The following is a 23693-nucleotide window of genomic DNA, read 5'->3' as shown; positions in this document are numbered from 1 at the left end:
GACCTGCCCCACGAAAGGAGCGCCCCGTGGACCTGCTTCCGAGCATCACGTCGCCGCGCGACCTCAAGCGTCTGTCCGACGCGCAGATGACCGACCTGGCCGCGGAGATCCGGCGGTTCCTGGTAGCGGAGGTCGCGAAGACCGGTGGGCACCTCGGACCGAACCTCGGGGTCGTGGAGCTGACCCTCGCGATGCATCGCGTGTTCGACTCCCCGCACGACCCGATCGTCTTCGACACGGGCCACCAGTCCTACGTGCACAAGCTCGTGACGGGGCGGCAGGACTTCTCGCGGCTCCGGGAACGGGGCGGCATCGCCGGGTATCCGCAGCGCAGCGAGTCCGAACACGACATCGTCGAGTCGTCGCACGCGTCGTCGTCGCTGTCGTGGGCGGACGGCATCTCGCGCGCGTTCCAGCGCACCGGACAGGCCGACCGGACCGTCGTCGCCGTGGTGGGTGACGGGGCGCTCACGGGCGGGATGACCTGGGAGGCGCTCAACAACATCTCCGACAGCAACGACCGTCGGCTCGTCATCGTCGTGAACGACAACGGGCGGTCGTACGCGCCGACGATCGGCGGCATGGCACGGTTCCTCAGCTCGGTCCGGACCCGCCGCGAGTACCGGGCGCTGTTCGAGAAGTCGCAGGCCGTCGCCTCGCGCTTCGGCGCCCCCGGTCGTGCGTTCTACCGCGGGATGCGCGGCGGGCTGCACGGGTTCCTGTCGCGGTTCACGAACAACGAGGCCCTCTACTCGAACCTCGACATCAAGTACATCGGCCCGGTGAACGGGCACGACCAGCGGGCTATGGAGGCGGCGCTCCGTCAGGCGAAGGCGTACGGGGCACCCACGATCGTGCACGCCATCACGGAGAAGGGGCACGGGTTCGAGCCGGCGCTCCGCGACCAGGCCGACCAGTTCCACGCGGTCGGGCACATCGACCCGGAGACGGGGGAGTCGCTCGACGTCTCGTCGGGTCCGTCGTGGACGTCGGTGTTCGCGTCGTCGCTCGCAGAGGTCGGTGGTGCGGACGAGCGCATCGTCGCGATCACCGCAGCCATGCTCCGGCCGACCGGGCTCCACCTGTTCCAGGAGCAGCACCCCGACCGGGTGATCGACGTCGGGATCGCCGAGCAGCACGCGGTGACCACCGCCGCCGGCCTCGCGTACGGCGGGCTGCACCCCGTGGTCGCCCTGTACGCGACGTTCCTCAACCGGGCGTTCGACCAGGTGCTCATGGACGTCGCCCTGCACCGGGCCGGCGTCACGTTCGTGCTCGACCGGGCGGGGATCACCGGGCCGGACGGGCCGTCGCACCACGGCATGTGGGACCTCGCGCTCCTGCAGGTCGTGCCGGGCATCCGGATCGCCGCACCCCGTGACGCCGCGACCCTCCGTGAGGAGTTCCGCGAGGCCGTCGCCGTGGACGACGCCCCCACCGTGCTGCGGTGGTCCAAGGGGCAGGTCGGGCCGGACATCCCGGCGCTCCGTCGGCTGTCCGACGGCGTCGACGTGCTGCGGTCGCCTTCGTCAGACCAGGAACGCGACGTCCTGTTCGTCGCGGTCGGGTCGATGGTCCCGGTCGCGCTCGAGGCGGCGGCGCTGCTCGAGGCGCAGGGCATCGGGACGACCGTCGTCGACCCGCGGTGGGTGGTGCCGATCCCGGCGTCGCTCATCGACCTCTCGCGCGACCACCGGCTCGTCATCACGATCGAGGACGGCGTGCGCGTCGGGGGTGTCGGGACGCGGTTGCGGCAGGACCTCCGCGCGGCCGGGGTGGACACGGGCGTGAACGAGCTCGGGTTGCCGGACGAGTTCATCGATCACGCGTCGCGGTCGCAGATCCTGCAGGACGTCGGGCTGACGGCGCAGACGATCGCCCGCGACGTGATCGACCAGGTCGTCGGGACGAAGGTGCCGCAGGCGAAGCCCGCGCGGCCGCGGCAGACGAGCTCCGCCGAGCGTTGATACGTGTGTACACATCGGTTACAGTGTGCACATGAACAGCATTTCCGCATCGCTCACGACGAGAGAGTTCCGTGCTGAGCTCGCTGCCGTCATGGGGCGGGCCACGTTCGGCCACGAGCGCATCGCAGTGACCCGCAACGGCAAGGTCGCAGGCGTCGTGATCGGCCTCGATGACCTCGAGCTCCTCGAGCAGCTCGAAGACGCGGCAGACCTCCGCGCCTACCGCGATGCGAAAGCTGAAGACGACGGGACTCGCGTCTCCCTCGACGATCTCCGCGGGGAGGCGTGAGTCGCTACAGCGTCGAGTTCACCTCAGCTGCAGCGAGAGCGATCCGGAAGCTCCCGAAGAACGTTCGGACGCGCTTGCTCGACGCCATCGAAGGACTGCGCGACGATCCTCGACCGAACGGATCGCGGAAACTGAGCGGCACTGATGTCGCCTGGCGCATCCGGATCGGTGACTACCGGATGATCTACGAGATCGAGGACGACCTGCTCCTCGTCACAGTGGTCCGTGCTGCCCAACGACGAGAGGTGTACCGGTGAATCCGGCGTTGTACGAGCAACTCGGCGTCCGCAACAGCCTGGGCGCATTCGCGGGATTACTCCTCGCGGTGGCCGGCACGGGAACGCTCCTCCTCGGCGTGTGGTCCATCGCAGAAGCGGGAGTCACGGATCAGCACGCTGTGTTCGAGAGCTTCGGGAGTGCGATCGTTGCGCTCGGTCGATCGACGGGGAACGCTCTCGATGCTCTCTCCGGGATGACCGTCACCGTGATCTTGGGCTTCTACATCGCGATCATCGGCGGCCAGCTTGCTCCGGGGCTCGACGTGGTGTCGCTCCGACGCCGGTTGAGCGGCGGTGCTCAGGTACTCGCAGCCAGCTTCTGTGGCGTTGTTGTTCTCCGGATCGTGTTCCTCGTCGCCGCCGGGTCGGTCGGATCCGTGATCGTCACGGTGCTCGAGACCATCCTCGTCGTGGCTCTCGCGGTCGAAACGAGCTCGTGGATGCTTCTCAGCCGGCGGCGTCAGCTGGAGCAGAACCAGCGTGAGCTCGAACGCTCGCGGGAGCGTATCAGGCAAGCAGCGGAACCGCTTCGTGACCCTTTGCGAAAGCGTCCGGTCCTTGCTTCCGTCGGTGCGATCGCCGTCAGCGCTGCACCATCGCTGTGCCTGGCTGTCGCGGCACCCGGCGCGAGCCCGCTCTTCGCTCCGTTGGTGGTCGGGTTGGTCCTCGGCGCCCATGGGGCATTCCTGTTCGTGCACTACGCGCGGGTCGCCGAGGGTCTCCGGTGGTTGGCCTGGATACTGCCGATCCTGCCGACCGTGTTCGGGTCCCTCGTAGTACTCAGCGGCTTGCAGTTGATCGCCGTCGACCGCCCGGTGGCGGGAGCGGCTGTCCTGAGCTCGTTCCTGATGGTCGCGCTGATCGAGCTGTGCGCTTGGCATCCGGCACTGTCGGTGCTGTCACTTCGTCACTTGGCTGTTCGGCTCGAGTTGGCCGAGGCGCTCGCATCTCGTCGAAAGGCCCTGCGACGAGCGGTCGCTCTCGCCAAGGGCGAGGACTCCTCCGATGAGTCTGCTTTGCTCGATTGGCTCAGACGTAGCTGAGGCAACATCGAGCACGTCTCGATGGGGTTGCCAGTGGGTCTGCGTCACGGCTCGCGCCGTCCGGACGATGCAGTGGTGGCCAGCTCGCGGAGGATCGCGCGGGCCACGGGGGTGACGAACAGGACGCGTCCGTAGTCGAGCCCGTCGCGACCCTCGCGGAGGATCTCGACGCGTGACGACGACGGTCCCTCCCGGTGGAACGCGAACACGATGTTCTCCGCGCGGAGGGCGAACGAGGTACGGCGTCCGACCACTGCGCCGTCCTCACGGATCTCCATGGCCGCGGCTCCGGGGACGGTGTCCACCGCGCGCTGGAGCAGCGCGGGAACCTCCGCGAGGGGGACCGGCACGACGACGGACGGACGGTTCGTCGTCCTCGGTGCCCACCACTCCTGCCGCATGGCTGCACGCTACGCCGGTCGGCGGAGGCGAGGCGCGCGACGGCGCGGTGCGCGTGGTGCCGATCGCGTTCGCACAACCGAAGTCACCCCGAACCGCGGGGAACCGTGGTTCGGGGTGACTTCGGTTGTGCGGGGCGGCGCCGGCGTCAGTGCCGGGCGTCAGCGCGTGGCGGGCCCGACGATCGCGGGGTCGTGGAACCGGCCGCCGAACACCCGCTCGGACGCGCCGGAGCGGTCGAGGTACGGGCTGATGCCGCCTGCCTGGAACGGGTAACCCGCGCCGAGGATCAGCCCGAGGTCGATCTCCTCGACGTGCTGCACGACGCCGTCCTCGAGCATGCGGTGCACCTCGTCGGCGAGGGCGTCCTCGAACCGCTGCTGCATCGTGGCAGCGTCGACCGGGGTCGCATCACGCCGAGCCGGTGCGACGAGCTTCACGGCAGCGGGGTCGTACCCGGTCGCGTTGCCCTTCTTGTCGCGCGTGAGGATCTTCCCGTGCTCGGCGATGCGCTTCAGGCCGTCACCGGGGTAGAAGCGCTCCGGCCAGGCGGCGTGGTGCGAGTCGAGGACGTGCGCACCGACGGGCAGGCCGACGAGTTCGAGCAGCTCGAAGGGCGACATGGGCAGACCCAGGGGAGCGGCGCCGTCCGCGACGGTCTCGAAGGGGGTGCCCTCCTCGACGCCGCGCATCGCCTCGCCGAGGACCCGCGCGAGCACGCGGTTCACGACGAAGCCCGGCTGGTCGGCGGTGATGATCGCCGTCTTCTTGAGGGTCTTCGCGACCGAGAGCGCCGTGGCGAGCACCTCGTCGGACGTGTCCGCCGTCCGGACGACCTCGAGCAGCGGCATCACCGCGACCGGGTTGAAGAAGTGGAAGCCGACCAGGCGGGAGGGGTCGGACAGCACGGACCCCATCTCGGAGACCGAGAGCGACGAGGTGTTCGTGGCGAGGATCGCATCCGGCGCGATGACCTGCTCGATCTTGCGGAACACGTCCTGCTTGACGCTCATCTCCTCGAAGACGGCCTCGATCACCCAGTCGGCGTCCGCGAAGGCGTCGTACGACACCGAGCCGCTGACGAGCGCCTTGATGCGGTTCGCCTCGTCCGGGGAGACACGACCCTTCCCGAGCATCTCGTCGACCGACTCGTGGATGCGGGCGACGCCGGCGTCCACGCGCTCCTGCGACACGTCCGTGATGACCACGGGGACGCTGAGACGACGGGCGAAGAGCAGGGCGAACTGGGAGGCCATGAGTCCGGCGCCGAGCACGCCGACCTTCGTGATCTTCCGCGGCTCGACACCCTCGGGGGCACCGACGGGACGCTTCGCACGCTTCTGCACGAGGTCGAACGCGTACATCGACGCCGCGAACTGGTCACCGGACAGCAGGTCGGCGAGGGCGTCGTCCTCGTCGGCGAACCGCTCGTCGAGGGAACCCCCGCGAGCAGCGGCGACGAGGTCGAGCGCACGGAACGGCGACTTCGGCACGGTGCCGATCTTGCCGGCGACCTGGCCACGCGCGACCTTCACGACCGTGCCCCACGCTGCCTTCTCGAGCATGCCGGGCTCGTTCTTCCGGACGACCTTGGTCCGGCCGGACACGACGCCGTCGGCCCAGGCGACGGCGGACGGCAGGAAGGTCACCGAGGGGATGAGCGCATCACCGATGCCGAGCTCGACCGCGGCCGTGCCGTCCATGAGCCGGTTGTTCTTGAGCGGGTTCTCGACGATGACCCGCAGCGCCTTCTCCGGGCCGATGAGCCGGGGGAGCAGGGTGGCACCGCCCCAGCCGGGGATGATGCCGAGGAAGACCTCGGGCAACCCGATGCCCTGCGCGGCCGACGAGAACACGCGGTAGGTGCAGTGCAGCGCGATCTCGAGTCCGCCGCCGAGGGCGATGCCGTTCACGAACGCGAACGACGGCACACCGAGGTCGGACAGCTTGCGGAGCGTGGCGTGTCCGAGCACACCGAGCTCGTGCGCCACCTCGCGCGAGGGGAGCGCTGCCGCCTGCGACAGGTCCGCACCGGCGGCGAAGCAGTACTCCTTGCCGGTGATCGCGACCGCCTGGATGCTCCCGGCGGTCGCCGCTTCGCGCAAGGTGTCGAGGACGTCCGACAGCTCGCGCATCGTGCGGGGACCCAGGGTCGAGGGCCGCTTGTAGTCCTTGCCGTTGTCGAGCGTGACGAGGGCGAGCGTGCCGCCCGACGGCAGCGGGACGTGCTTGACGTACGAGTGGGTGACGACCTCGTCGGCGCTGAGCTCGGTCAGCTGGTCGATCGGGGTGGTGGTCATGATCAGGCGTCCTTCCGGGCGGAACGGGCGGCGGACTTCGAGTAGTTCGGGTTCTCCCAGATGACGGTGCCGCCCTGGCCCAGCCCGATGCACATCGTCGTGATGCCGTACTGCACGTCCGGGCGTTCGGCGAACTGCGCGGCGAGCTGCGTCATGAGACGGACACCACTGGACGCGAGGGGGTGACCGACGGCGATGGCGCCGCCCCAGGCGTTCACGTTCGCGGAGTCCTGGGCGATGCCGTAGTTGTCGAGGAACGCGAGCACCTGCACGGCGAACGCCTCGTTGATCTCGAACAGGCCGATGTCGTCGATGGAGAGGCCGGCCTTGGCGAGTGCCTTGTCCGTCGCGGGGACGGGGCCGATGCCCATCACCTCGGGGTCGACCCCGGCGAAGGCGAAGGAGACCATGCGCATCTTCTGCGGCAGGCCGTGCTCCTTCGCGGCGTCGGCGGAGGCGAGGAGGCTCATCGTGGCGCCGTCGTTCAGGCCGGCCGCGTTGCCCGCGGTGATGCGGCCGTGCGGGCGGAACGGCGTCTTGAGGGCGGCGAGTGCCTCGAGCGTGGTGCCCGGGCGCGGCGGCTCGTCCTTCGTGACGATGTCCCAGCCCTCGCCGGTGTTGACCTCGACCGGGACGACGTCGGGCTGCAGCTTGCCGGCTGCCCACGCGGCGGCGTACCGCTGCTGCGACTGCACGGCGTAGGCGTCGGTGCGGTCCTTGGTGATGGTCGGGAAACGGTCGTGGAGACGCTCGGCGGTGGACCCCATCACGAGCGCGTCGGTCGCGACCATGCGCTCGGCGACGAAGCGCGGGTTGACGTCGGCACCGAAGCCCATCGGGTGACGGCCCATGTGCTCGACGCCACCGGCGATCGCGACGTCGGCCGCGCCGAAGGCGATCGCGCCGGCGAGGGTCGTGACGCTCGTCATGGCTCCGGCACACATGCGGTCGATCGCGTAACCAGGCACCGACTTCGGCAGGCCCGCGAGCATCCCGACGGTGCGACCGAGGGTGAGCCCCTGGTCGCCCTGCTGCGTCGTGGCCGCGACGGCGACGTCGTCCACGGCGGCACCGTCGAGGGAGGCGTTGCGGTCGAGCAGACCGCGCATCGCGTGGACCGCGAGGTCGTCCGCGCGGGTCTTCCAGAACACCCCCTTCTCTCCGGCACGTCCGAACGGTGTCCGCACGCCGTCAACGAAGACGACGTCTGCTGCCTTGGGCAATCTGGGCCTCCAGATCCTCATCGATCGAGTCGGGGCACGTTCCGCCCCGACCGGCCGGGTCGTACCCGGCGACGGTACCGACGCTATGCCCGCCGCCTGGGCGGACGCATGCCGGTTGGGGTGTTCCTACGAGCCGGTGTTGCTCTCAGCAGCAGGCTCCTGTGCAGCAGCGACAAAGGCCTGCGCGATGATCGACGCCGTCTCCTCGACCTGCCACGGCCGGGCGTCGTGCGCGGCGAGGGCGGCTCCGACGGTCTCGGTCGCGATCGACGCGGGCGGCTCCCACGACACGACACGGAGGGTCTCCGGCGTCAGGAGGTTCTCGACGGGCAGGTCGAGTGCCTCGGCGCGCGCGACGACCGCGGCACGTGCCGCCTTGTAGCGACGGTCGGCCTCGGGGTTGCGATCGGCCCACGCACGGGGCGGCGGCAGCGACGGGTCGCCGACGGCGCGGAGCCGGGGGAGGTCCTCGGTCGTGCGACCGGCCTCGACGGCGGCCCACCAGCGGTCCATCTCGCTCCGGCTCGCACGTCCGGTGAAGGCCTTGAGCCCGGCGAGCTCGCCCTTCGACGCGGGGTTCGCGGCCGCCGCTGCGACGATCGCGGCGTCGGGGATGGTCCGACCCGGGGCGATGTCCGCCTCGCGGGCGTACTCGTCGCGCGCCGTCCACAGCGCACGGGCGATCGCGAGCGCACGGGCACCGCGGAGAGCGTGCATGCCGGAGAGACGACGCCAGGGCTCGGCGCGCGGGGGCTTGGGCGCGCGCGCCAGCACGGCGGCGAACTCCTCCTCCGCGATCCGCGTCTTGCCCGCCTCGTCCAGGACCGCCGCAAGGGCGTCCCGGAGGTCGGGGAGCAGTTCGACGTCGAGCGCGGCGTACACGAGCCAGGACTGCGGGAGCGGTCGGGTCGACCAGTCGGCGGCGGAGTGCGCCTTCGCGAGCGTGATGCCGAGCAGCTGCTCGACGACGGCGCCGAGCCCGACCCGGGGGAACCCGGCGATGCGCGCACCGAGCTCGGTGTCGAAGATCCTCGTGGGGACGAGTCCGACCTCCTGCAGGCACGGGAGGTCCTGCGAGGCGGCGTGGAACAGCCACTCCTCGTCCACGATGGCGTCCTGCAACTCGGCGAACGAACCGATCGCGATCGGGTCGAACAGGAACGAACCCGCTCCTCGCCGGAACACCTGGATGAGGTAGGCGCGCTGTGAGTACCGGTACCCGCTGGCGCGTTCGGCGTCGACGGCGACCGGCCCGTAGCCACCCGCGAGCGCCTCGACCGCGGCGAGGTACTCGGTGCGCGACTCGATCACGTGGACCGTCGCGTGCCCCTCCTCGAACGGGGACGAGTCCGACGCGGCAGCACCGGTCGACGGAGCGGGGTCAGTCACGTGCGGTCCTCCTCGGGGCCAACAGGGTCACGCCGTCCGAGGTGGGCGGCAGGCCCGCGAGCATCGCGACGATGTCCTCCCAGGCTCGGACGTGCGCCGTGAGGTCCTCGTCACGCGGCGTCCACGACGCCCGCAGCTCGAGCTGCGCGCCGTCGCCCTGCGCCGCGAGGTCACCGTACCCGCGCGAGATGATCTTCGTGGCCGTCCCGGACGCGTGGTCGTACGTCGCGCCGTGCGCTGCGAGGGCGTCGACGAGCCAGCTCCACGTCACGTCGGCGACGAACTCGTCGACACCGATCTCCGGCTCGAGCGGTGCCTGCGCGAACGTCACGATGCGGAACGCGCCGTCCCAGCCCTCGGGTTCTTCGGGGTCGTACAGGGCGATGAACCGGCCGGTGCCGAGGTCGGAGTCGACCCCGTGGGCGGCGCCGGAGACGTCCGCCGCGAGTGCGAGGGACCACGGCGCGATCCGCGACGGGGAGGGGATCTCGGTGACGGTGGTCTCGGTGCGCGGCCGGTCGGACGCCACGAACGCGCGGAGCCTGGCGAAGGCGTCGGGCTCTCGGGATTCGGACACGGATGCAGACTAGGCTCCCGGGCATGCCCGGATCCGCACGACCCGCCGAGGACGCCCTCCAGCGATCGGCCCGGTCGGCCGGGGTGGTGGCGCTCGGGGCGGGGATCGCGGCCGCCACGATCAGCGCGGCGGTCGTCGGCGGGTTCGTCGCCGCGGTCGCCCGGGCCGTCGTCACGCCGGACCGCAAGCGCACCGAGCGGGTCCCGATCCACGCGGTCGACCCCGGTGCCCGCACGGTGACGATCGAGCGCACGGCGGACACGGAGCTGCAGGGGCGGTACAGCCTCTGGTTCGGCGCCGGCACCGGCCACATGCGCGTCGGCGAGGTCCTCGGGACGACCGACACCACCGTCACTCGCCGGATCATCGCGATCGACGCCGGTGACCCGACGAACGCCCGCCGTGGTCGGTGGGGCGGATGGTTCTACCTGACGCCCGGCGAGCTCGACGTCCCCGTCGAGGACGTCGACGTCCCCACCCCGAACGGCCCTGCGCCGGCGTGGGTGGTCCGTGCTGACGACCCGGAGGCGCCCTGGGCGGTGCTCGTGCACGGCCGCGGTGTCACCCGCGCCGAGACCATCCGCGCCGTGCCCGTGTTCCGGGCCGCGGGCTACTCGGTGCTCCTCGCGTCCTGGCGCAACGACGGGGTCGCCCCGCGGAGCGTCGACGGGCGGTACGGCCTCGGCAGTACCGAGTGGGAGGACATCGACGCCGCCCTGCGCTGGGTCGCCGGCGAGGGCGCGACGAGCGTGGTCCTGATGGGCTGGTCGATGGGCGGCGCGGTCGTGCTCCAGACACTCCTGCGGTCGTCGTCGGCGCACCTCGTGGACGGCGTGGTCCTCGAGTCCCCGGTGGTCGACTGGCACGCGGTCCTCAAGTCGCAGAGCCGCCTGCTCCGCTTCCCGAAGACCGTGCGGAAGGTCGCACAGTGGCTCCTCCGGGCGCCCGTGCTGCACCGGGTCGCCGGACTGCGCGAGCCCGTGGACCTGCGCGAGCTCGACATGGTCGCCCGCGCCGACGAGCTCCACGTCCCGATCCTGCTGCTGCACTCCGACGACGACGGCTTCGTCCCGTCGTCGGCGTCCCACGACCTCGCGCGCGTCCGACCCGACATCGTCCGGCTCGAGGTGCAGCACACTGCACGGCACACCAAGCTCTGGAACCACGACGCCGACTGGTTCGACGCCCGCATCCTCGCGTGGCTCACCGAGGTGGTCCAGCACCAGGGCGCGGCGCGCGCGTCGTAGACACGGCCACCTGACGGACTGGAGGCGCGGTGCACGCTGGCACCGCGCCTGCAGTCCGAGGGTGGGCGGGATCAGGCTGAGGCGAGCGTGCGGACCTGCCGCTGCACCCGGCCGAGCATCCCGACCATGCCGCGGATGCGCAGCGGGCTGACCGCCTCGGAGAGCCCGATCGTCAGCGGGTAGTCGGCCGGGACGGCGAGGACCTCGTCGACCGTCAGGCCGGACAGCCCCTGCGCGAGGATCGACGCGAAGCCACGGGTGGTCGGGGCCTCGCGCGGTGCGGTCGCGTGCATCCGGACGACGTCGGGGGCGTCACCGTCCTCACCGACCGTGACCGTGATGAACACGGGGGACTGGCACTCCTCGACGCGCTCGAGCTCGTCCTCGTGGCCCTGCAGCCGCTCGGGCAGCGCCGGGAGTTCGTCGGAGAACTCGAGGAGCAGCTGGAGCCGGTCCTGCTGGGAGAGCTCGAGGAAGTCGTCCCGGATCTCCGCGAGCGTCGCCGGCAGCGCCGTGGTGTCGTCGGTCATCGGGTCGGGGCCTCGCCCGGCTCGGAGCCCTGGACGATCGGGACGCGGACGGCGCTGCCCCACTCGGTCCACGAGCCGTCGTAGTTGCGGACGTTCTCGTAGCCGAGGAGGTGCTGCAGGACGAACCAGGTGTGGCTCGACCGTTCCCCGATGCGGCAGTAGGCGATGACCTCGTCGGCGTCGCCGATGCCGGCACCGTCGCGGTAGATCGCGTCGAGCTCGGCACGGTCCTTGAAGGTGCCGTCGGGCGCGGCCGCGGTCGCCCACGGGATGTTCACCGCGGTCGGGACGTGTCCGCCGCGCAGCGCGCCCTCCTCCGGGTAGTCCGGCGCGGTGGTCCGCTCGCCCGAGTACTCCGGGGCGCTCCGGACGTCGATGAGCGGCTTGCCGAGGTGGGCGAGCACGTCCTCCTTGAAGGCGCGGACCTGCTCGTCGCTCCGCTCGACGACCGGGTACTCGACCGGGGTGACCTCGGTGCGGTCGGTCGTGAGGGCGCGGTCCTCGGCGATCCACTTCGCCCGACCGCCGTCGAGCAGTCGGACGTCCTCGTGGCCGAAGAGCGTGAAGACCCAGAGGGCGTACGCGGCCCACCAGTTGTTCTTGTCGCCGTAGACCACAACGGTGGTGTCGCGCGCGATGCCCTTGCCACCGAGCAGCCGGGCGAAGGCCTCGCCGTCGATGTAGTCGCGCTGCACCGGGTCGTTGAGGTCCGTGTGCCAGTCGATCTTCACCGAGCCGGGGACGTGCCCGGTCTCGTAGAGCAGGACGTCCTCGTCGGACTCGACGACGACCAGGTCCGGAGCGCCGACCCCGGCGTCGAGCTGCTCCTGCAGCCACTCGGTGGAGACGAGGCGCTCCGGGTGGGCGTAGGCGGCGAACTTCTCGGACGGGTCGACCGGTGCGGTCATGGCGTGCTACCTCCAGGTGGTGATCGGGCGCCGGACTAGGATCGGTCCTCGGTGCCTGTGGGCAACGGTACGCGTGCGGACCGTGCTCCAGCCGCAACGTTGCACCGCACGACATGCTTCCCGGAAGGGCCGTCCTTGCCTGAACACGCCTCGGTGCCGAGCCACCTCGTCGACCGCGACCCGCAGGTGTCCCCGCAGCAGATGGCCGCGGCCCTCGTCCCGCCGCCGCAGTTCACCGACGCGTCGTTCGAGTCGTACCGGCCGGACCCCGACTACCCGTCCCAGGCGTCGGTCCGGGATGCCGTGGAGGCGTTCGTGACGGCCGGCGGCGGCGGGGCAGCGCCGCGACGGGGACTGTTCGGGCGGCGCCGGAGCGCCGCACCGGAGGCAGCCGCCAAGTCGGGCGTGTACCTCGACGGCGGGTTCGGTGTCGGCAAGACCCACCTCCTCGCCGCGGCGTACCACGCGGCCTCAGGGCGGAAGACCTTCGGCACGTTCATCGAGTACACCGCACTCGTCGGGGCGCTCGGGTTCCAGGGCACCGTCGATCTCCTCCGCGGCACGGCACTCGTGTGCATCGACGAGTTCGAGCTCGACGACCCGGGCGACACGATGATGATGACGCGGCTCATCAAGGAGCTCTCCGAGACCGGCACCCGCTTCGCCGCCACCTCGAACACCCCGCCGGGAGCCCTCGGCGAGGGTCGCTTCGCCGCACAGGACTTCCTCCGCGAGATCCAGGCGATGTCCGACCGGTTCGACACACTCCGCATCGACGGGCTCGACTACCGCCGTCGCGCCGTCGACGAGTCCGCCGCGGTGGTGTCCGACGTCGCCGCGGCACTGCCCGCCGGTGCCGTCACCCTCGACGCCTTCGCGGACGTCGTCGCCCACCTCGGCACCGTGCACCCCTCGAAGTACGTCGCGCTGGTCGAGGGGCTCGACGCGGTCGGCCTCACCGATGCGACGCCGTTCACGGACCAGACCGACGCGCTCCGCTGGGTCGCGCTCGTCGACCGGCTGTACGACGCGCAGGTGCGCATCGTGTCGTCGGGCACGCCGCTCGACGCGGTGTACCCGCAGACGATGCTCGACGGCGGGTACCGGAAGAAGTACCTCCGCGCGGCGTCGCGCGTGGTCGCGCTGACCCGCGCCGCCTGAGGCGACCACCCGACGGCCGGGAGGCGCGTGGCGGGCCCGCACCGCGCCTCCCGTCCGGTGGTGCCCGCCCTGGTGGCGCGACCGTCCAGACGGTCGCCGGGGACCCGCCGCCCGCCGAAACACAACGTTCACACGGCGCGACGTCGCGTTACATCCGCGAAACAGATCGTGCTCATCGGTGAAACAGCACCTCGCCAAACTCGACAGCACCCGAGGCGGTCCAAGAGCCGTTCGTGCAATCGAGAGGTGAACAGATGCTTGATCAGGGCAACACGACCTTCGTGTTGGTCATGGCGGCGCTGGTGTTGTTCATGACACCCGGCCTGGCCTTCTTCTACGGCGGTCTGGTGAAGGCCAAGTCCGTCATCAGCATGATGATGATGTCGTTCGGAGCCATCGCGCTCGTCAGCGTCCTGTGGGTGCTGTACGGCTACGCGATCGCCTTCGCGAACACCGGTCCGCACACCGCGGTCAGCGGCATCGTCGGGTTCTTCAGCATCGACTGGAACCTCATCGGCCTCGGCCAGGCGTTCGAGGAGGCCAAGGCCTCCACGATCAACGCCGCGTACCCGTCGATGGCGTTCGTCGGCTTCCAGGCCACGTTCGCGATCATCACCGTCGCCCTGATCTCCGGCGCCATCGCCGACCGCGCCAAGTTCGGCGCCTGGATGCTCTTCGCGGGCATCTGGGTCACCGTCGTGTACTTCCCGGTCGCGTCGTGGGTGTTCAACCTCACCTCCGGTTGGGCCGCCACGTGGGGCGTCATCGACTTCGCCGGTGGCACCGCGGTGCACATCAACGCCGGTGCCGCGGGGCTCGCCCTCGCGATCGTGCTCGGCAAGCGCGTCGGCTTCGCCAAGGGCGCGCACAAGCCGCACAACCCGCCCTTCGTGCTCCTCGGTGCCGCGATCCTCTGGTTCGGCTGGTTCGGCTTCAACGCCGGCTCCGAGGGCGCTGCGGACGGCATCGCCGCGATCGCCTGGGTGAACACGCTCGCCGCCCCGGCCGCCGCCATCCTCGGCTGGCTGCTCGTCGAGAAGCTCAAGGACGGCAAGGCCACGTCCGTCGGTGCCGCCTCTGGTGCCGTCACCGGTCTCGTCGCGATCACCCCGGCCTGCGCCGCCCTCACCCCGGGCTGGGGCATCCTCCTCGGGTTCCTCGCCGGCATCGTCTGCTGCTTCGCGATCGACTGGAAGTACAAGCTCGGCTTCGACGACTCGCTCGACGTCGTGGGTGTCCACCTCGTCGGCGGCATCTTCGGCACGCTGTTCCTCGGCTTCTTCGCCAACGACACCGGCCTGATCTACTCCGGCTCGTTCGTCCAGCTCGGCAAGCAGGCGGCCGCCGCCGGCGCCGTCGGCCTGTACTCCTTCGTCCTGGCCTTCGCGATCGGTTGGATCATCGAGAAGACCATCGGCTTCCGCGTGAAGACCGAGGACGAGGTCGCCGGCATCGACACCGCGGTCCACGGTGAAGAGGGCTACGTCCTCTACGAGGAGCGCGACGAGACCCCGGTCTCCGTCCGGTAGCTCCGGCTCTCTCCGCCCCGTCCGACGGGCCCCGCGCACACAGCAGGCGCGGGGCCCGTCGTCGTGTGCGGTCGTCGTCGGGCTCGCCGTGGGTGTCGGCGTCGTCGCCGTCCCTGGCAGGGTGGGGGCATGACGACGACGTCCACGCTCACCAACCTCCGGCCCGTCGGCGGCCCCGACCTGCAGGCAGACCGCGCCCGCACCGTCCACCGCGCGAACACCGAGCCCGTGTCGCCGGCGGCGTACCCAGCGGACCTCGCACTCGTGGTGGACCTGCGCCGCGAGGACGAGGTCGCGCGCGTCCCGCACCCCCTCCGGGAGTCGACCGGCTACCGGCAGGTGCCGATGTTCGACCCGTCCGTGCCCGAGTCCGGTGCCGCTGCGGTCGCGTTGGAGGACCAGTACACCGACTGGACCGAGCGCCACGCTGCCGGGATCGCCGCCGCACTCCGGGCCGTGGCCGGGACGCGGGGCGACGTGCTCGTGTGCTGCTCGGCGGGGAAGGACCGCACGGGCATCATCGCGGCACTGCTGGCACGGCACTGGGGTGCGTCGATCGCCACGGCCGCGGAGGACTACGCGGCCAGCGCGGCCGGGCTCGTGGAACGGTTCGCTGCCGAGCGGGCGGCGAGCGAGGACCCGGAGGCGACCGCGGTCGCGCAGCGGTGCGTGCCGGAGATCATGCAGGCCGTGCTGGAGCGGATCGAGGCGCGCTGGGGGAGCATCGACGCCTACCTGCGCTGGCTCGGGTTGAGCGAGGAGGAGGTCGCGGCGCTCTGACGGCGCGGTCGGCGTCCGCGGGGCGCGGTCGGTGCGGGTGGCGCGTGCGGGGGCGCCGACGCAGCGTGTGCGGGCGGCGGTCGGCACGGATGGCGCGTGCGGGGCGTCGGCGCCGCGGGCGGAGTGCAGGGCGCGGTGGGCGTGGTGGGCGCGGCGAGCGTCTGCGGGCCGCCATCGACGCGGGCAGCGTCCGTGGGGCGCGGTCGACGTGGTGGGCGCGGACGGCATGGAGGCACGTGGCGAGCCGTCGAGACGGGCGCGCCACGTGCCTCCAGGCCGGTCTGGCGATCACCGGGTCTGACCGGCGGGCGGCGCCGGATCCGTGGATCGGGTGACCGCCGATCAGGCGGGTCGGGTCACCAGGCGTAGTCCTCCGGGGAGGTCTTGTGCCCCGGGAAGATCTCGTCGAGGCGCGCGAGCGCGGCGTCGTCGAGGCGGATGTCGACCGCGCGGACCGCGGACTCCCACTGCTCCATCGTGCGCGGCCCGGTGATCGGCGCGGTGACGGCCGGCTGGTGCAGCAGCCACGCCAGCGCGAGCTCGCCCGGCGTGTGGCCGAGTTCCTTCGCGAAGGCCTCGTAGGCCGACAGCTGGTCGTGGTGGCCCTCGACGTACTCGGCGCTGCGCCCGGACAGCCGGCGTGAGCCGTTCTCGGTCTTCTCGATCACACCGCCGAGGAGTCCGCCCTGCAACGGCGACCACGGGATGACGCCCAGTCCGTAGTGCTCCGCGGCGGGCAGCACGTCGCGCTCGACGTCGCGGACGACCAGGTTGTAGATCGACTGCTCGCTGACGAGGCCGAGGAAGTTCCGGCGGGCCGCGGCCTCCTGCGCCTGGGCGATGTGCCAGCCGGCGAAGTTCGAGGAGCCGACGTAGAGCACCTTGCCCTGGGCGACGGCGACCTCGAGGGCCTGCCAGATCTCGTCCCACGGAGTCGCGCGGTCGACGTGGTGGAACTGGTAGAGGTCGATGTGGTCGGTCTGGAGGCGCCGGAGGCTCGCGTCGAGCGCCTGACGGATGTTGTAGGCGCTGAGCTTCCCGCCGTTCGGCCAGTCGATCATGTCGCCGTAGACCTTGGTGGCGAGCACGGTCTTCTCGCGCCGACCGCCGCCCTTCGCGAACCAACGGCCGATGATCTCCTCCGTCGCGCCCTTGCCCACCGAGCCGCCGTAGCCGTTCGCGGTGTCGAAGAAGTTCACGCCGAGCTCGTGTGCGCGGTCCATGATGGCGTGCGAGTCGTCCTCGCTGGTCTCCGGTCCGAAGTTCATCGTCCCGAGCACCGCTCGCGACACCGACAGCCCTGTCCGTCCGAGGTGTGTGTAGTCCATGGAGCCGGTCTACGCGGGGTGCGCTGGGTGAGCCAGGCCCTGGCGGTACCGGTTGCGAGCTCTCGTCGCTCGCGTCCGCACCGTGCGGGGAGCATGCGTACGCGGGCATGCATCGGTCGTCGGTGGGAGTAGCGTGCCGCGGGTGAACATCCCCGCACTCCGAGGCAGCCGGATCATCGGGTTCGGCCACCACCAGCCCTCGCGCATCCTGACCAACGACGAGCTCTCGACGATGGTCGACACGAACGACGAGTGGATCACCACCCGCACCGGCATCAAGACGCGCCGCATCGCCGGGCCGGGCGACACCGTCACCACGATGGCGGTCGAGGCCGGGCGTGCGGCCCTCGCCGATTCGGGGGTCGATCCGTCCGACGTCGGGCTCGTCGTCGTGGCTTCCACCACGCACGAGGACCGCGCGCCGTACACCGCCGGACGGGTCGTCGCGGAACTCGGACTGTCCGCGCGGGCAGCGCCGATCGACATCAACACCGCGTGCAGCGGGTTCGAGTACGCGATGGGCATCGCCGACCAGGCTGTGCGCACCGGATCCGCCGACACCGCGCTCGTGATCGGGTCCGAGAAGCTCTCGGGCATCGTCGACTGGACCGACCGCTCGACCTGCGTGCTCGTGGGCGACGGAGCCGGGGCAGCGGTGGTCGGGGTCTCCGACGAGCCACAGATCGGGCCGGTCTCGTGGGGGAGCGTGCCGCACCTGCAGCAGGCCGTGCGGGTGTCCGGCGACCCCGCGCGGTTCTCCCAGGAGGGCCGCTCGATCTACCGGTGGGCCATCACGGAGGCGGCCGACCACGCGCGCGCCGTCGTCGCCGCTGCCGGGCTGACGATCGACGACATCGAGGTCTTCGCGTTCCACCAGGCGAACCTGCGGATCATCGAGCCCCTCGTCGAGGCACTGGGCGGATCCCCGAGCTACGTCGTCCGTGACGTCGTCGAGTCGGGCAACACGTCGGCGGCGAGCGTGCCACTGGGGCTGTCGAAGGCGTGGTCGCGCGGCGAACTGCCCGAAAGGGTGCCGGCGCTGTTGTTCGGTTTCGGCGGTGGCTTCGCGCACGCAGGGCAGGTCGTGACGACGCCGGTGCGCCGAGGCTGAGGGGTCGCCGGACTGCGGAGCTGGGCTCGGCTCGGCCGGGCGCTGGTCGGTGTCGGCTCGGCGCTGATCCGGTGCTGGTTCGGCGCCGGTTCGGTGCCGGTCGGCCGGGCCGGTGTCGGTCGGTCGGCCGGGCCGGTCTCGGCTCAGCGCTGGTCGACCGGACCCGGGTCGGGTGTCTCCGCCCAGAGGTCCTCGTCCGCCTTGCGACGTCGCCAGGGGAGCGCCTTCCGGCCCTCGGACGTCGGCTCGCGACGCTCCTTCGCCGCGCGGGTCGGCTTGGCGTCGAGCACGATCGGGAACTGCGCCGGGGGCGTCCCGAAGCCGGTCCGCGAGGCGTTCACCACCTTGCGCCCGAGCGCGTGGTTGCCGAGCCCGCCCACCGCAGCACCGATCCCGAACGGCAGGGCGCGTCCGACGATCGTCGACCCCTGCCGAGCCGCGAAGCGTCGGACGAACTGGTCGCGGACCTGACCGCCGATGCCGGACACCACCTGCTTCGGCAGCGAGGCCGTCACCATCTCGCCCCAGAACGCCGTCCGCGCCTGGCCCCCGGCCGCCTGTCCCGCGAGCTGCTTGATGAGCTGCGTCCCCGGGGTACCGAGGATGAGCGCCATCACGAGCGTGCGTGCTCGCTCCGGATCGTCCAGCGCGATCCCGTGCACCTCGGTCACCGACTGCGCGAACAGCGCGGTGGTCTCGAGGAAGCCGACCGTCTCCGCACCGCTCAACCCCAGCGCGGCAGCCATGCCGACACCCGGGATGACGGCACTCGCACCGACCGCCGCACCGCCCGACGTGACCGCCGTGAGGTACTGCCGCTCGAGGATCTGGATGATCTCCGCAGGGCTGGCGGCCGGGTGGCGGCGACGGAGCCGGTTGACGTGTGCCACGACGATGGGGCGCTGCACGCTGAGCACCCGGTCCAGCCACTTCACCCAGCCGGTGCCGGTGTCCAGACGCTTGCCGTCGGCATCGGGTGCGGGGGTTTCGACCGGGGCGACCGGCATCGGGATGATCGCCTGGTCCTTCTGCTGTCGGGCCATGGAGCAGACCGTACGCCGCGGGGGTGGGAGCGGTCCCCACGGTCACCGGCACGGCACACCCGCTCGGCGGAGTGCGGCACGGACCCGCTCGGGGTGCGCGAGGTCCTGCCAGGAGAGCCGGAGGACGAAGCGGACCTCCGGGAAGGACCGCACGAAGTCCTCGCGACGCTTCTCCCGCCAGTGCGCCTCGGCCGTCGATCGCCCGTCGAGCATCGCCGGTTCCTCGTACTTCCCGCGCCCGTCGACCTCGACCACCACGCCCTGCTCGGGGAACCAGAAGTCGACGATCGCCGGAGGTTCACCAGGACGGCGGAACTCGTGCTGCTGGATCGGCTCCGGCGTGCCGAGCTGCCGGAAGCGGACGCGGCACAGCGACTCGGCGGGCGAACCGGACAGCGCCGACCCCATCTCGACGACGCTCTGCGCCTTGGTCGCTCCGATCTCGAGTCGCCCGACCTCGCGGCCGAGTGCCTGTGGCGTCGCCAGGCCGACACGGAGCACGTGGTCGACGATCGGTAGAGCGATGACCGCCGATCGGCGGGCCGCGATGTCGACCGCGGTTCGTGCGCCATCGGACGTCCAGAGTCCCAGGGCATCCAGGACGGTTGCGACCGGACGTCGTCGGACTCCGTGACGGACGAAGTGGGCGGAGACACGGGTCGTGCCGGTCGTGGCGTCGGCGAGGTGCACCCGGGCCGGCCAGTCGCCGACGACCGGGATTCCCAGGAGCGCGCACGCGGACTCGTGTGACACCACGGCCCGCTCGTCGATGAACGGCGCGTTTGCCCGGATGACGACGAGGTGACGCTCTTCCGGCCACAGACCGTCGAGTGCACCCGCTCGCACCAGGACGCCCGGCCGTACTCGTTGCAGGAGCCCGCGCATCGCCGATCGTTCCACGGCACGCCGTTCAGCGCTCGGCAGACCCCGTGTGCGGATCAGTTCGACGTCCAGTGCTCGTTGCATGCGCCGACGATGTCGTGGACCCGCGCGTCCTCGGACCCGAGCGGCAACAACCGTGGACGACTGTCGTTCGACCGGCTCCTGTGCAGGAGATGTACCGCGTTCGCACGAGACCGAGTGCGACAACACGCGTGTCGATCGACACGTGCTTCGTCGCCCCATGCACGTGCATCGGATGCGGGTGCAAGTTCCGACGTCCCACACGTCGAACGACGCGCGGGACGTCGAAACGCGCGCGTTTCGTGGACCCGACCGCCCGGCCCCCGATCCGCCCGACCCGACCGCCCGGCCCCCGACCCGACCCGCCGCGCCCTAGCGGCGGGCGAGCTCCGCGCGCAGCGGGAAGTCCTGGTCCTCGAGGATGAGCTGGGCGCCGACCGAGGTCCGGGCGTTCACGACGACGGGGGCGAGCAGGTTCACCGTGGTGCCCTCTGCTGCCGGGTTCGCGACGACGAGGAGCATGGCGTCCTCGGGCGCGGTGAGCCCGAGCACGTCGACCTGTGCGGTGGAGAGCACGGGCTCGTACGCGGGCAGGTGCACCGCGGCGTCGAGCAGGAACAGGCGCGAACCGTCCCCGACCAGGGTGAACAGCCCCTCGGAGCCGTCGACCGGGGTCAGCGTGAAGGCGGAGCCGGTCAGGCCGAACGGCGGGACGGGGAACGTCAGGTCGATGCTCATCGGAGGTAGTCCATCAGGGTCGGCTGCAGCACCTTCGCGGTCACGGCGAGTGCTGCCTGGTAGTTGGTCTGCTGCACCTGGAGGTCGAGGACGGCCTTCGCGAGGTCCTTGTCCTCGACGTCCGACCGGCGCCCCTCGAGCGCGACGGACGCGGTCTTCAGCGTGTTCTGCGCGGTCAACGCAGCGGCGTGACGGACACCGACGTCGGCCTGCGCACCACGCACGGTGTCGATCGCGCCGTCCACCTCGTTCAGCCTCGGGTTCACGTTCACGCCGTTCTGCAGGTCGGACACGATCGAGTCGATCACCGAGAACACCGAGCCGGTCCCGCTGCCGAACACGGCCGCGCCGGGGGTGTCGACCCGGACGGACTCGGCGTCACCGACGCGCCGCGAGACGGTGGTGCCCGAGGCGGCGAAGCCGGTGGCCGGGTCGTACGCGGCGGCGGCGGTCGACGAACCCGCGAACACGTTCCTGGTGCCGTACGTCGTGTTCGCACGGGCCTCGAGGTCGGACTTCAGCGCCCGGAACTCGGTGATGAAGGCATCGCGGTCGGTGTCGCTCATGGTGCCGGAGTTCGCGGCCTGCACGGTGAGGTCGCGCACGTTCGTGAGCACCGAGTACACCGAGGTCAGGGTGCTGTCGGTCGTCGCGAGCCAGCCGACGGCGTCGTCCGCGTTCCGGGCGTACTGCGCGTTCGCGGACTGCTCCTTGCGGACCTGCATCGACGTGCCGGTGCCGACCGGGTCGTCGGACGGCCGCGAGATGTTCTTCAGCGAGGTCGCCTGGTCGGTGAGCTGCGCGACCTTCGCGGCGCCGGCCTGCAGGCGCGCACTGGCCGCGGCCATCGACATCTGGGTGGTCACCCGGGTGATCATGTTCAGCTCCTGCCGACGAGGCCGACGCGGTTGATGATGGTGTCGAGCATCTCGTCGACGGCGGTCAGGACGCGCGCGGCGCCCTGGTACGCGTGCTGGTAGCTCAGCAGGTTGACGTTCTCCTCGTCGAGGTCGACGCCGGCACCCGACTGCTGCTGGGTGCGCGCGCTGGTCAGCGCGAGGCCGGTGAGCGTCGATTCCGAGGCGGCCGACCGGGAGGCACTGCCCACCCCCGTCACGAAGGTCGCCCAGGCAGCGTCCGGGCCGTCGGAGGCCGCCCCGAGTCGCGCGAGCGCGTCGGCGAACGAGTCGTCGAGTTCCCCCGCCGCGTTCCGCGTCGCCAAACCGCTCGCGTCCGTGGGGACGACGGACAGCCCCTGTGCTGCTGGCACCCCGGTCGCGACGGCGAAGAAGGCGTGGCCCGTGGTGCCGTCCGCCGTGGAGCCGGTCTCGTGCACCGCGTTCACGACGGCCGCGAGCTTCGTCGCCACAGCGTCGTACGAGGCAGACGCCTGTGCGAGCGCGCCGCCGGTGCCCTGGGCGTCCGCGGGGGCCAGGAGCGACAGCGCGCCGCCGATCGACCCGCCGGACAGCGACACCGCGCCGGCCTGCCCCGAGGTCCAGGTCAGGGTCACCGGGGCGCCGTCGCGCAGTGCCGTCGCGCCGCCGAGGGCGAGGGAGCGCGCGTCGGTGCCCTGCACGATCGGGTTCCCGCCGATGAGCACGTCGGCCGTGCCGTCCGCGTTCGTCCGGACGGTCCCGCCGGCCAGGGTCGCGATCTGCTCGGTGAGCTGGTCGCGCTGGTCGAGCAGTTCGTTCGCGTTGCCGCCCGCGGCGAGCGCGGACCGGATCTGCCCGTTCAGGTCGGCGACCTGCTTCGCGGCGTCGTTCAGCTGCGTCACCTGGGCGGTGACGGTCGTGCGGACCTGCGACCACTGCTGGTCGAGCGCCTTTGAACCGCTCGACAGCGTCGACGCGACGGTGTTCGCGGCACCGAGGAGCGTGCTCGCGGCACCGGGGTCGTCGGGGTGTGCCGCGACCTGGCCCCACGCCGACCAGAACGCGTCGAGCTTGGCGGAGAGGCCGTCCTTGCCGGGCTCCTGCAGGCCGGTCTCGAGGGCGCTCAGCGCGGTGGCGCGGGCGTCGGCGTACGCGGAGGACCCCGCGGCGACCCGGACTCCGGCGTCGAGCGTCAGGGACCCGAGCCGGGCGATGCCGTCGACCGAGACGCCCTGCCCGGCGAGGGCCGCCGTGCCGCGCATGAACCCGGTCTGGGCGGCGGGGATCGACGACTGGGTCACCCGCTGCCGGGTGTACCCGGCGGTCCCGGCGTTCGCGATGTTCTGCCCGGTGACGTCGATGCCGGCGCGGGCGGCGGCCAGGCCGGAGTACGCCGTCGCGAGGGAGCCGAAGGTGCTGACCACGACTACAGGTTCCCCTCGAACAGGCGCGCCCCGTCGGCGCCGGAGCCACTCGTGCCGGTGGCGTCGTAGGTGGCCGGGGCACCCACGGTGCCGGCCAGGGTCTCCTCGGTCGCGTGGGCCGCGGCACGGAGGAAGCGGTCGTTCTCGTCGCGGAGCGCACCGATCTGCGTCGTCAGCTCGACCATCGCGGTGAGGTGCGCGCCGAGGATCTCGCCCCAGGGGCCGTTCGGGGCGGCGGCGACGACGTCACGCAGGGGAGCATCGGCTGCGACGCCCCACTCCTCGGCGACCTCGGCGCTCGACGCGGCCCGCTCGAGCCCCGTGCTGCGGAGTCGTTCGAGCACCTGCTCGACCTCACGGCTGGCGTGCGACACCCAGCGGGAGCGTCCGGCGGCGAGGAGCAGCTGCTCCTCCTCGAGCTTGAACGTGAGCAGTTCGAGCAGTTCGCGTTCGCGCCACAGTACGGCGGACAGGTCGTTCACGCTCATCAGCTCCTCCCGGGTGGTGGTTCGGTCCGTCATCCTGCGGACACCGTGGACTATCGGTCCGCGAGGTGGTGACGTAAGCGCCGTGCGCTGACGTGCGTGCAGACCCGACGGGACGCGACGCGGCGCGACCGGCGGGGCGGGCGTACCCCGGGCCTCCCGT

At 71.5% G+C, this 23693-nt stretch carries 23 protein-coding genes; 9 read left to right on the top strand and 14 right to left on the bottom strand.

From position 1 onward, the window contains the following. Positions 1-26: 26 nt before the first annotated feature. From dxs to QPJ90_RS14540, 4 genes are read left to right on the top strand one after another with little or no spacing between them, the layout of a single operon-like run. Positions 27-1967 (top strand): 1-deoxy-D-xylulose-5-phosphate synthase, encoded by a 1941-nt coding sequence (gene dxs, locus QPJ90_RS14555; protein WP_290131884.1) that lies wholly within the window; start codon positions 27-29, stop codon positions 1965-1967. 31 nt (positions 1968-1998) lie between these two features. Further along, the gene (locus QPJ90_RS14550; RefSeq protein ID WP_290131883.1) at positions 1999-2256 is read left to right on the top strand and encodes a type II toxin-antitoxin system prevent-host-death family antitoxin; all 258 of its coding nucleotides are present in this window, start codon (positions 1999-2001) and stop codon (positions 2254-2256) included. Next, positions 2253-2513, top strand: a complete 261-nt coding sequence (locus QPJ90_RS14545; protein ID WP_290131882.1) for a type II toxin-antitoxin system RelE/ParE family toxin — start codon at positions 2253-2255, stop codon at positions 2511-2513. The genes QPJ90_RS14550 and QPJ90_RS14545 overlap by 4 nt, the downstream gene beginning before the upstream one ends. An 8-nt stretch (positions 2514-2521) precedes the next feature. After that, entirely contained in the window at positions 2522-3577 is a 1056-nt protein-coding gene (locus QPJ90_RS14540; RefSeq protein WP_290131881.1) for a hypothetical protein, read from the top strand. 44 nt (positions 3578-3621) lie between these two features. Here QPJ90_RS14540 and QPJ90_RS14535 read toward each other — a convergent pair whose 3' ends face one another. The 5 genes from QPJ90_RS14535 to QPJ90_RS14515 form a co-directional block, all read right to left on the bottom strand. Continuing rightward, entirely contained in the window at positions 3622-3978 is a 357-nt protein-coding gene (locus tag QPJ90_RS14535) for a hypothetical protein (RefSeq protein ID WP_290131880.1), read from the bottom strand. 159 nt (positions 3979-4137) lie between these two features. Then, positions 4138-6276: a 3-hydroxyacyl-CoA dehydrogenase NAD-binding domain-containing protein gene (locus QPJ90_RS14530; protein ID WP_290131879.1), complete on the bottom strand. Its 2139-nt coding sequence runs from the start codon at positions 6274-6276 to the stop codon at positions 4138-4140. 2 nt (positions 6277-6278) lie between these two features. Next, positions 6279-7499 carry a thiolase family protein gene (locus tag QPJ90_RS14525; RefSeq protein ID WP_290131878.1) on the bottom strand — a complete coding sequence of 407 codons (1221 nt, stop codon included), beginning with the start codon at positions 7497-7499 and terminating at the stop codon, positions 6279-6281. A gap of 126 nt (positions 7500-7625) precedes the next feature. Next, on the bottom strand, positions 7626-8810 hold the full coding sequence (locus tag QPJ90_RS14520) for an HRDC domain-containing protein (RefSeq protein ID WP_290134248.1): 1185 nt from the start codon (positions 8808-8810) through the stop codon (positions 7626-7628). A 70-nt stretch (positions 8811-8880) separates the two neighbouring features. Continuing rightward, a complete protein-coding gene (locus tag QPJ90_RS14515; protein WP_290131877.1) occupies positions 8881-9465 on the bottom strand; it encodes a DUF3000 domain-containing protein in 585 nt (194 codons plus the stop codon). A 23-nt stretch (positions 9466-9488) separates the two neighbouring features. Between QPJ90_RS14515 and QPJ90_RS14510 the strand changes: the two genes are divergently transcribed. After that, entirely contained in the window at positions 9489-10712 is a 1224-nt protein-coding gene (locus tag QPJ90_RS14510) for an alpha/beta fold hydrolase (protein ID WP_290131876.1), read from the top strand. A 71-nt stretch (positions 10713-10783) separates the two neighbouring features. On the opposite strand, the gene QPJ90_RS14505 is transcribed toward QPJ90_RS14510, so the two are convergent. Together QPJ90_RS14505 and QPJ90_RS14500 are read right to left on the bottom strand one after the other, a co-directional pair. After that, positions 10784-11242, bottom strand: coding sequence for a SufE family protein (locus QPJ90_RS14505; protein WP_290131875.1), 459 nt, complete (start codon positions 11240-11242; stop codon positions 10784-10786). After that, positions 11239-12150 (bottom strand): sulfurtransferase, encoded by a 912-nt coding sequence (locus tag QPJ90_RS14500; RefSeq protein ID WP_290131874.1) that lies wholly within the window; start codon positions 12148-12150, stop codon positions 11239-11241. The genes QPJ90_RS14505 and QPJ90_RS14500 overlap by 4 nt, the downstream gene beginning before the upstream one ends. Before the next feature lie 135 nt (positions 12151-12285). On the opposite strand from QPJ90_RS14500, the gene zapE reads away from it, so the two are divergent. The 3 genes from zapE (at position 12286) to QPJ90_RS14485 (ending at position 15620) form a co-directional block, all read left to right on the top strand. Next, the gene (gene zapE / locus QPJ90_RS14495) at positions 12286-13311 is read left to right on the top strand and encodes a cell division protein ZapE (RefSeq protein ID WP_290131873.1); all 1026 of its coding nucleotides are present in this window, start codon (positions 12286-12288) and stop codon (positions 13309-13311) included. Between the two features lie 254 nt (positions 13312-13565). Beyond that, entirely contained in the window at positions 13566-14840 is a 1275-nt protein-coding gene (locus tag QPJ90_RS14490; RefSeq protein ID WP_290131872.1) for an ammonium transporter, read from the top strand. A gap of 129 nt (positions 14841-14969) precedes the next feature. Further along, positions 14970-15620, top strand: a complete 651-nt coding sequence (locus tag QPJ90_RS14485; protein ID WP_290131871.1) for a tyrosine-protein phosphatase — start codon at positions 14970-14972, stop codon at positions 15618-15620. A 356-nt stretch (positions 15621-15976) separates the two neighbouring features. On the opposite strand, the gene QPJ90_RS14480 is transcribed toward QPJ90_RS14485, so the two are convergent. Next, positions 15977-16948: an aldo/keto reductase gene (locus QPJ90_RS14480; RefSeq protein ID WP_290131870.1), complete on the bottom strand. Its 972-nt coding sequence runs from the start codon at positions 16946-16948 to the stop codon at positions 15977-15979. A 142-nt stretch (positions 16949-17090) separates the two neighbouring features. Between QPJ90_RS14480 and QPJ90_RS14475 the strand changes: the two genes are divergently transcribed. Next, positions 17091-18059 carry a beta-ketoacyl-ACP synthase III gene (locus QPJ90_RS14475; RefSeq protein ID WP_290131869.1) on the top strand — a complete coding sequence of 323 codons (969 nt, stop codon included), beginning with the start codon at positions 17091-17093 and terminating at the stop codon, positions 18057-18059. Between the two features lie 143 nt (positions 18060-18202). On the opposite strand, the gene QPJ90_RS14470 is transcribed toward QPJ90_RS14475, so the two are convergent. The 6 genes from QPJ90_RS14470 to QPJ90_RS14445 all read right to left on the bottom strand — a co-directional run bounded on the left by QPJ90_RS14470 (position 18203) and on the right by QPJ90_RS14445 (position 23566). Then, positions 18203-19102 carry a hypothetical protein gene (locus tag QPJ90_RS14470; protein ID WP_290131868.1) on the bottom strand — a complete coding sequence of 300 codons (900 nt, stop codon included), beginning with the start codon at positions 19100-19102 and terminating at the stop codon, positions 18203-18205. A 42-nt stretch (positions 19103-19144) separates the two neighbouring features. Beyond that, positions 19145-20068, bottom strand: coding sequence for a hypothetical protein (locus QPJ90_RS14465; RefSeq protein WP_290131867.1), 924 nt, complete (start codon positions 20066-20068; stop codon positions 19145-19147). 309 nt (positions 20069-20377) lie between these two features. Beyond that, positions 20378-20743: a flagellar assembly protein FliW gene (locus QPJ90_RS14460; protein WP_290131866.1), complete on the bottom strand. Its 366-nt coding sequence runs from the start codon at positions 20741-20743 to the stop codon at positions 20378-20380. Then, complete coding sequence (gene flgL / locus QPJ90_RS14455; protein WP_290131865.1) at positions 20740-21621, bottom strand: flagellar hook-associated protein FlgL; 882 nt, start codon at positions 21619-21621, stop codon at positions 20740-20742. Before flgL ends, QPJ90_RS14460 begins: the two co-directional genes overlap by 4 nt. A 2-nt stretch (positions 21622-21623) precedes the next feature. After that, entirely contained in the window at positions 21624-23045 is a 1422-nt protein-coding gene (flgK, locus tag QPJ90_RS14450; protein WP_290131864.1) for a flagellar hook-associated protein FlgK, read from the bottom strand. Between the two features lie 2 nt (positions 23046-23047). Beyond that, positions 23048-23566, bottom strand: a complete 519-nt coding sequence (locus tag QPJ90_RS14445) for a flagellar protein FlgN (RefSeq protein ID WP_354670480.1) — start codon at positions 23564-23566, stop codon at positions 23048-23050. Between the last annotated feature and the right edge of the window lie 127 nt (positions 23567-23693).

It is taken from the genome of Curtobacterium sp. 458 (assembly GCF_030406605.1).
Classification (GTDB): Bacteria; Actinomycetota; Actinomycetes; order Actinomycetales; family Microbacteriaceae; genus Curtobacterium.
Note: the sequence above shows the minus strand (reverse complement) of the source record. Positions and strands in the feature narration are given on the sequence as shown.

What these genes read in the sequence shown, in the direction of transcription:
- QPJ90_RS14550 (WP_290131883.1), top strand. Translation starts at nt 1,999, where the DNA reads ATGAACAGCATTTCCGCATCGCTCACGACGAGAGAGTTCCGTGCTGAG.
- QPJ90_RS14535 (WP_290131880.1), bottom strand. Translation starts at nt 3,978, where the DNA reads ATGCGGCAGGAGTGGTGGGCACCGAGGACGACGAACCGTCCGTCCGTC.
- QPJ90_RS14530 (WP_290131879.1), bottom strand. Translation starts at nt 6,276, where the DNA reads ATGACCACCACCCCGATCGACCAGCTGACCGAGCTCAGCGCCGACGAG.
- QPJ90_RS14510 (WP_290131876.1), top strand. Translation starts at nt 9,489, where the DNA reads ATGCCCGGATCCGCACGACCCGCCGAGGACGCCCTCCAGCGATCGGCC.
- QPJ90_RS14505 (WP_290131875.1), bottom strand. Translation starts at nt 11,242, where the DNA reads ATGACCGACGACACCACGGCGCTGCCGGCGACGCTCGCGGAGATCCGG.
- QPJ90_RS14500 (WP_290131874.1), bottom strand. Translation starts at nt 12,150, where the DNA reads ATGACCGCACCGGTCGACCCGTCCGAGAAGTTCGCCGCCTACGCCCAC.
- QPJ90_RS14490 (WP_290131872.1), top strand. Translation starts at nt 13,566, where the DNA reads ATGCTTGATCAGGGCAACACGACCTTCGTGTTGGTCATGGCGGCGCTG.
- QPJ90_RS14485 (WP_290131871.1), top strand. Translation starts at nt 14,970, where the DNA reads ATGACGACGACGTCCACGCTCACCAACCTCCGGCCCGTCGGCGGCCCC.
- QPJ90_RS14480 (WP_290131870.1), bottom strand. Translation starts at nt 16,948, where the DNA reads ATGGACTACACACACCTCGGACGGACAGGGCTGTCGGTGTCGCGAGCG.
- QPJ90_RS14470 (WP_290131868.1), bottom strand. Translation starts at nt 19,102, where the DNA reads ATGGCCCGACAGCAGAAGGACCAGGCGATCATCCCGATGCCGGTCGCC.
- QPJ90_RS14465 (WP_290131867.1), bottom strand. Translation starts at nt 20,068, where the DNA reads ATGCAACGAGCACTGGACGTCGAACTGATCCGCACACGGGGTCTGCCG.
- QPJ90_RS14460 (WP_290131866.1), bottom strand. Translation starts at nt 20,743, where the DNA reads ATGAGCATCGACCTGACGTTCCCCGTCCCGCCGTTCGGCCTGACCGGC.
- flgL (WP_290131865.1), bottom strand. Translation starts at nt 21,621, where the DNA reads ATGATCACCCGGGTGACCACCCAGATGTCGATGGCCGCGGCCAGTGCG.
- QPJ90_RS14445 (WP_354670480.1), bottom strand. Translation starts at nt 23,566, where the DNA reads ATGACGGACCGAACCACCACCCGGGAGGAGCTGATGAGCGTGAACGAC.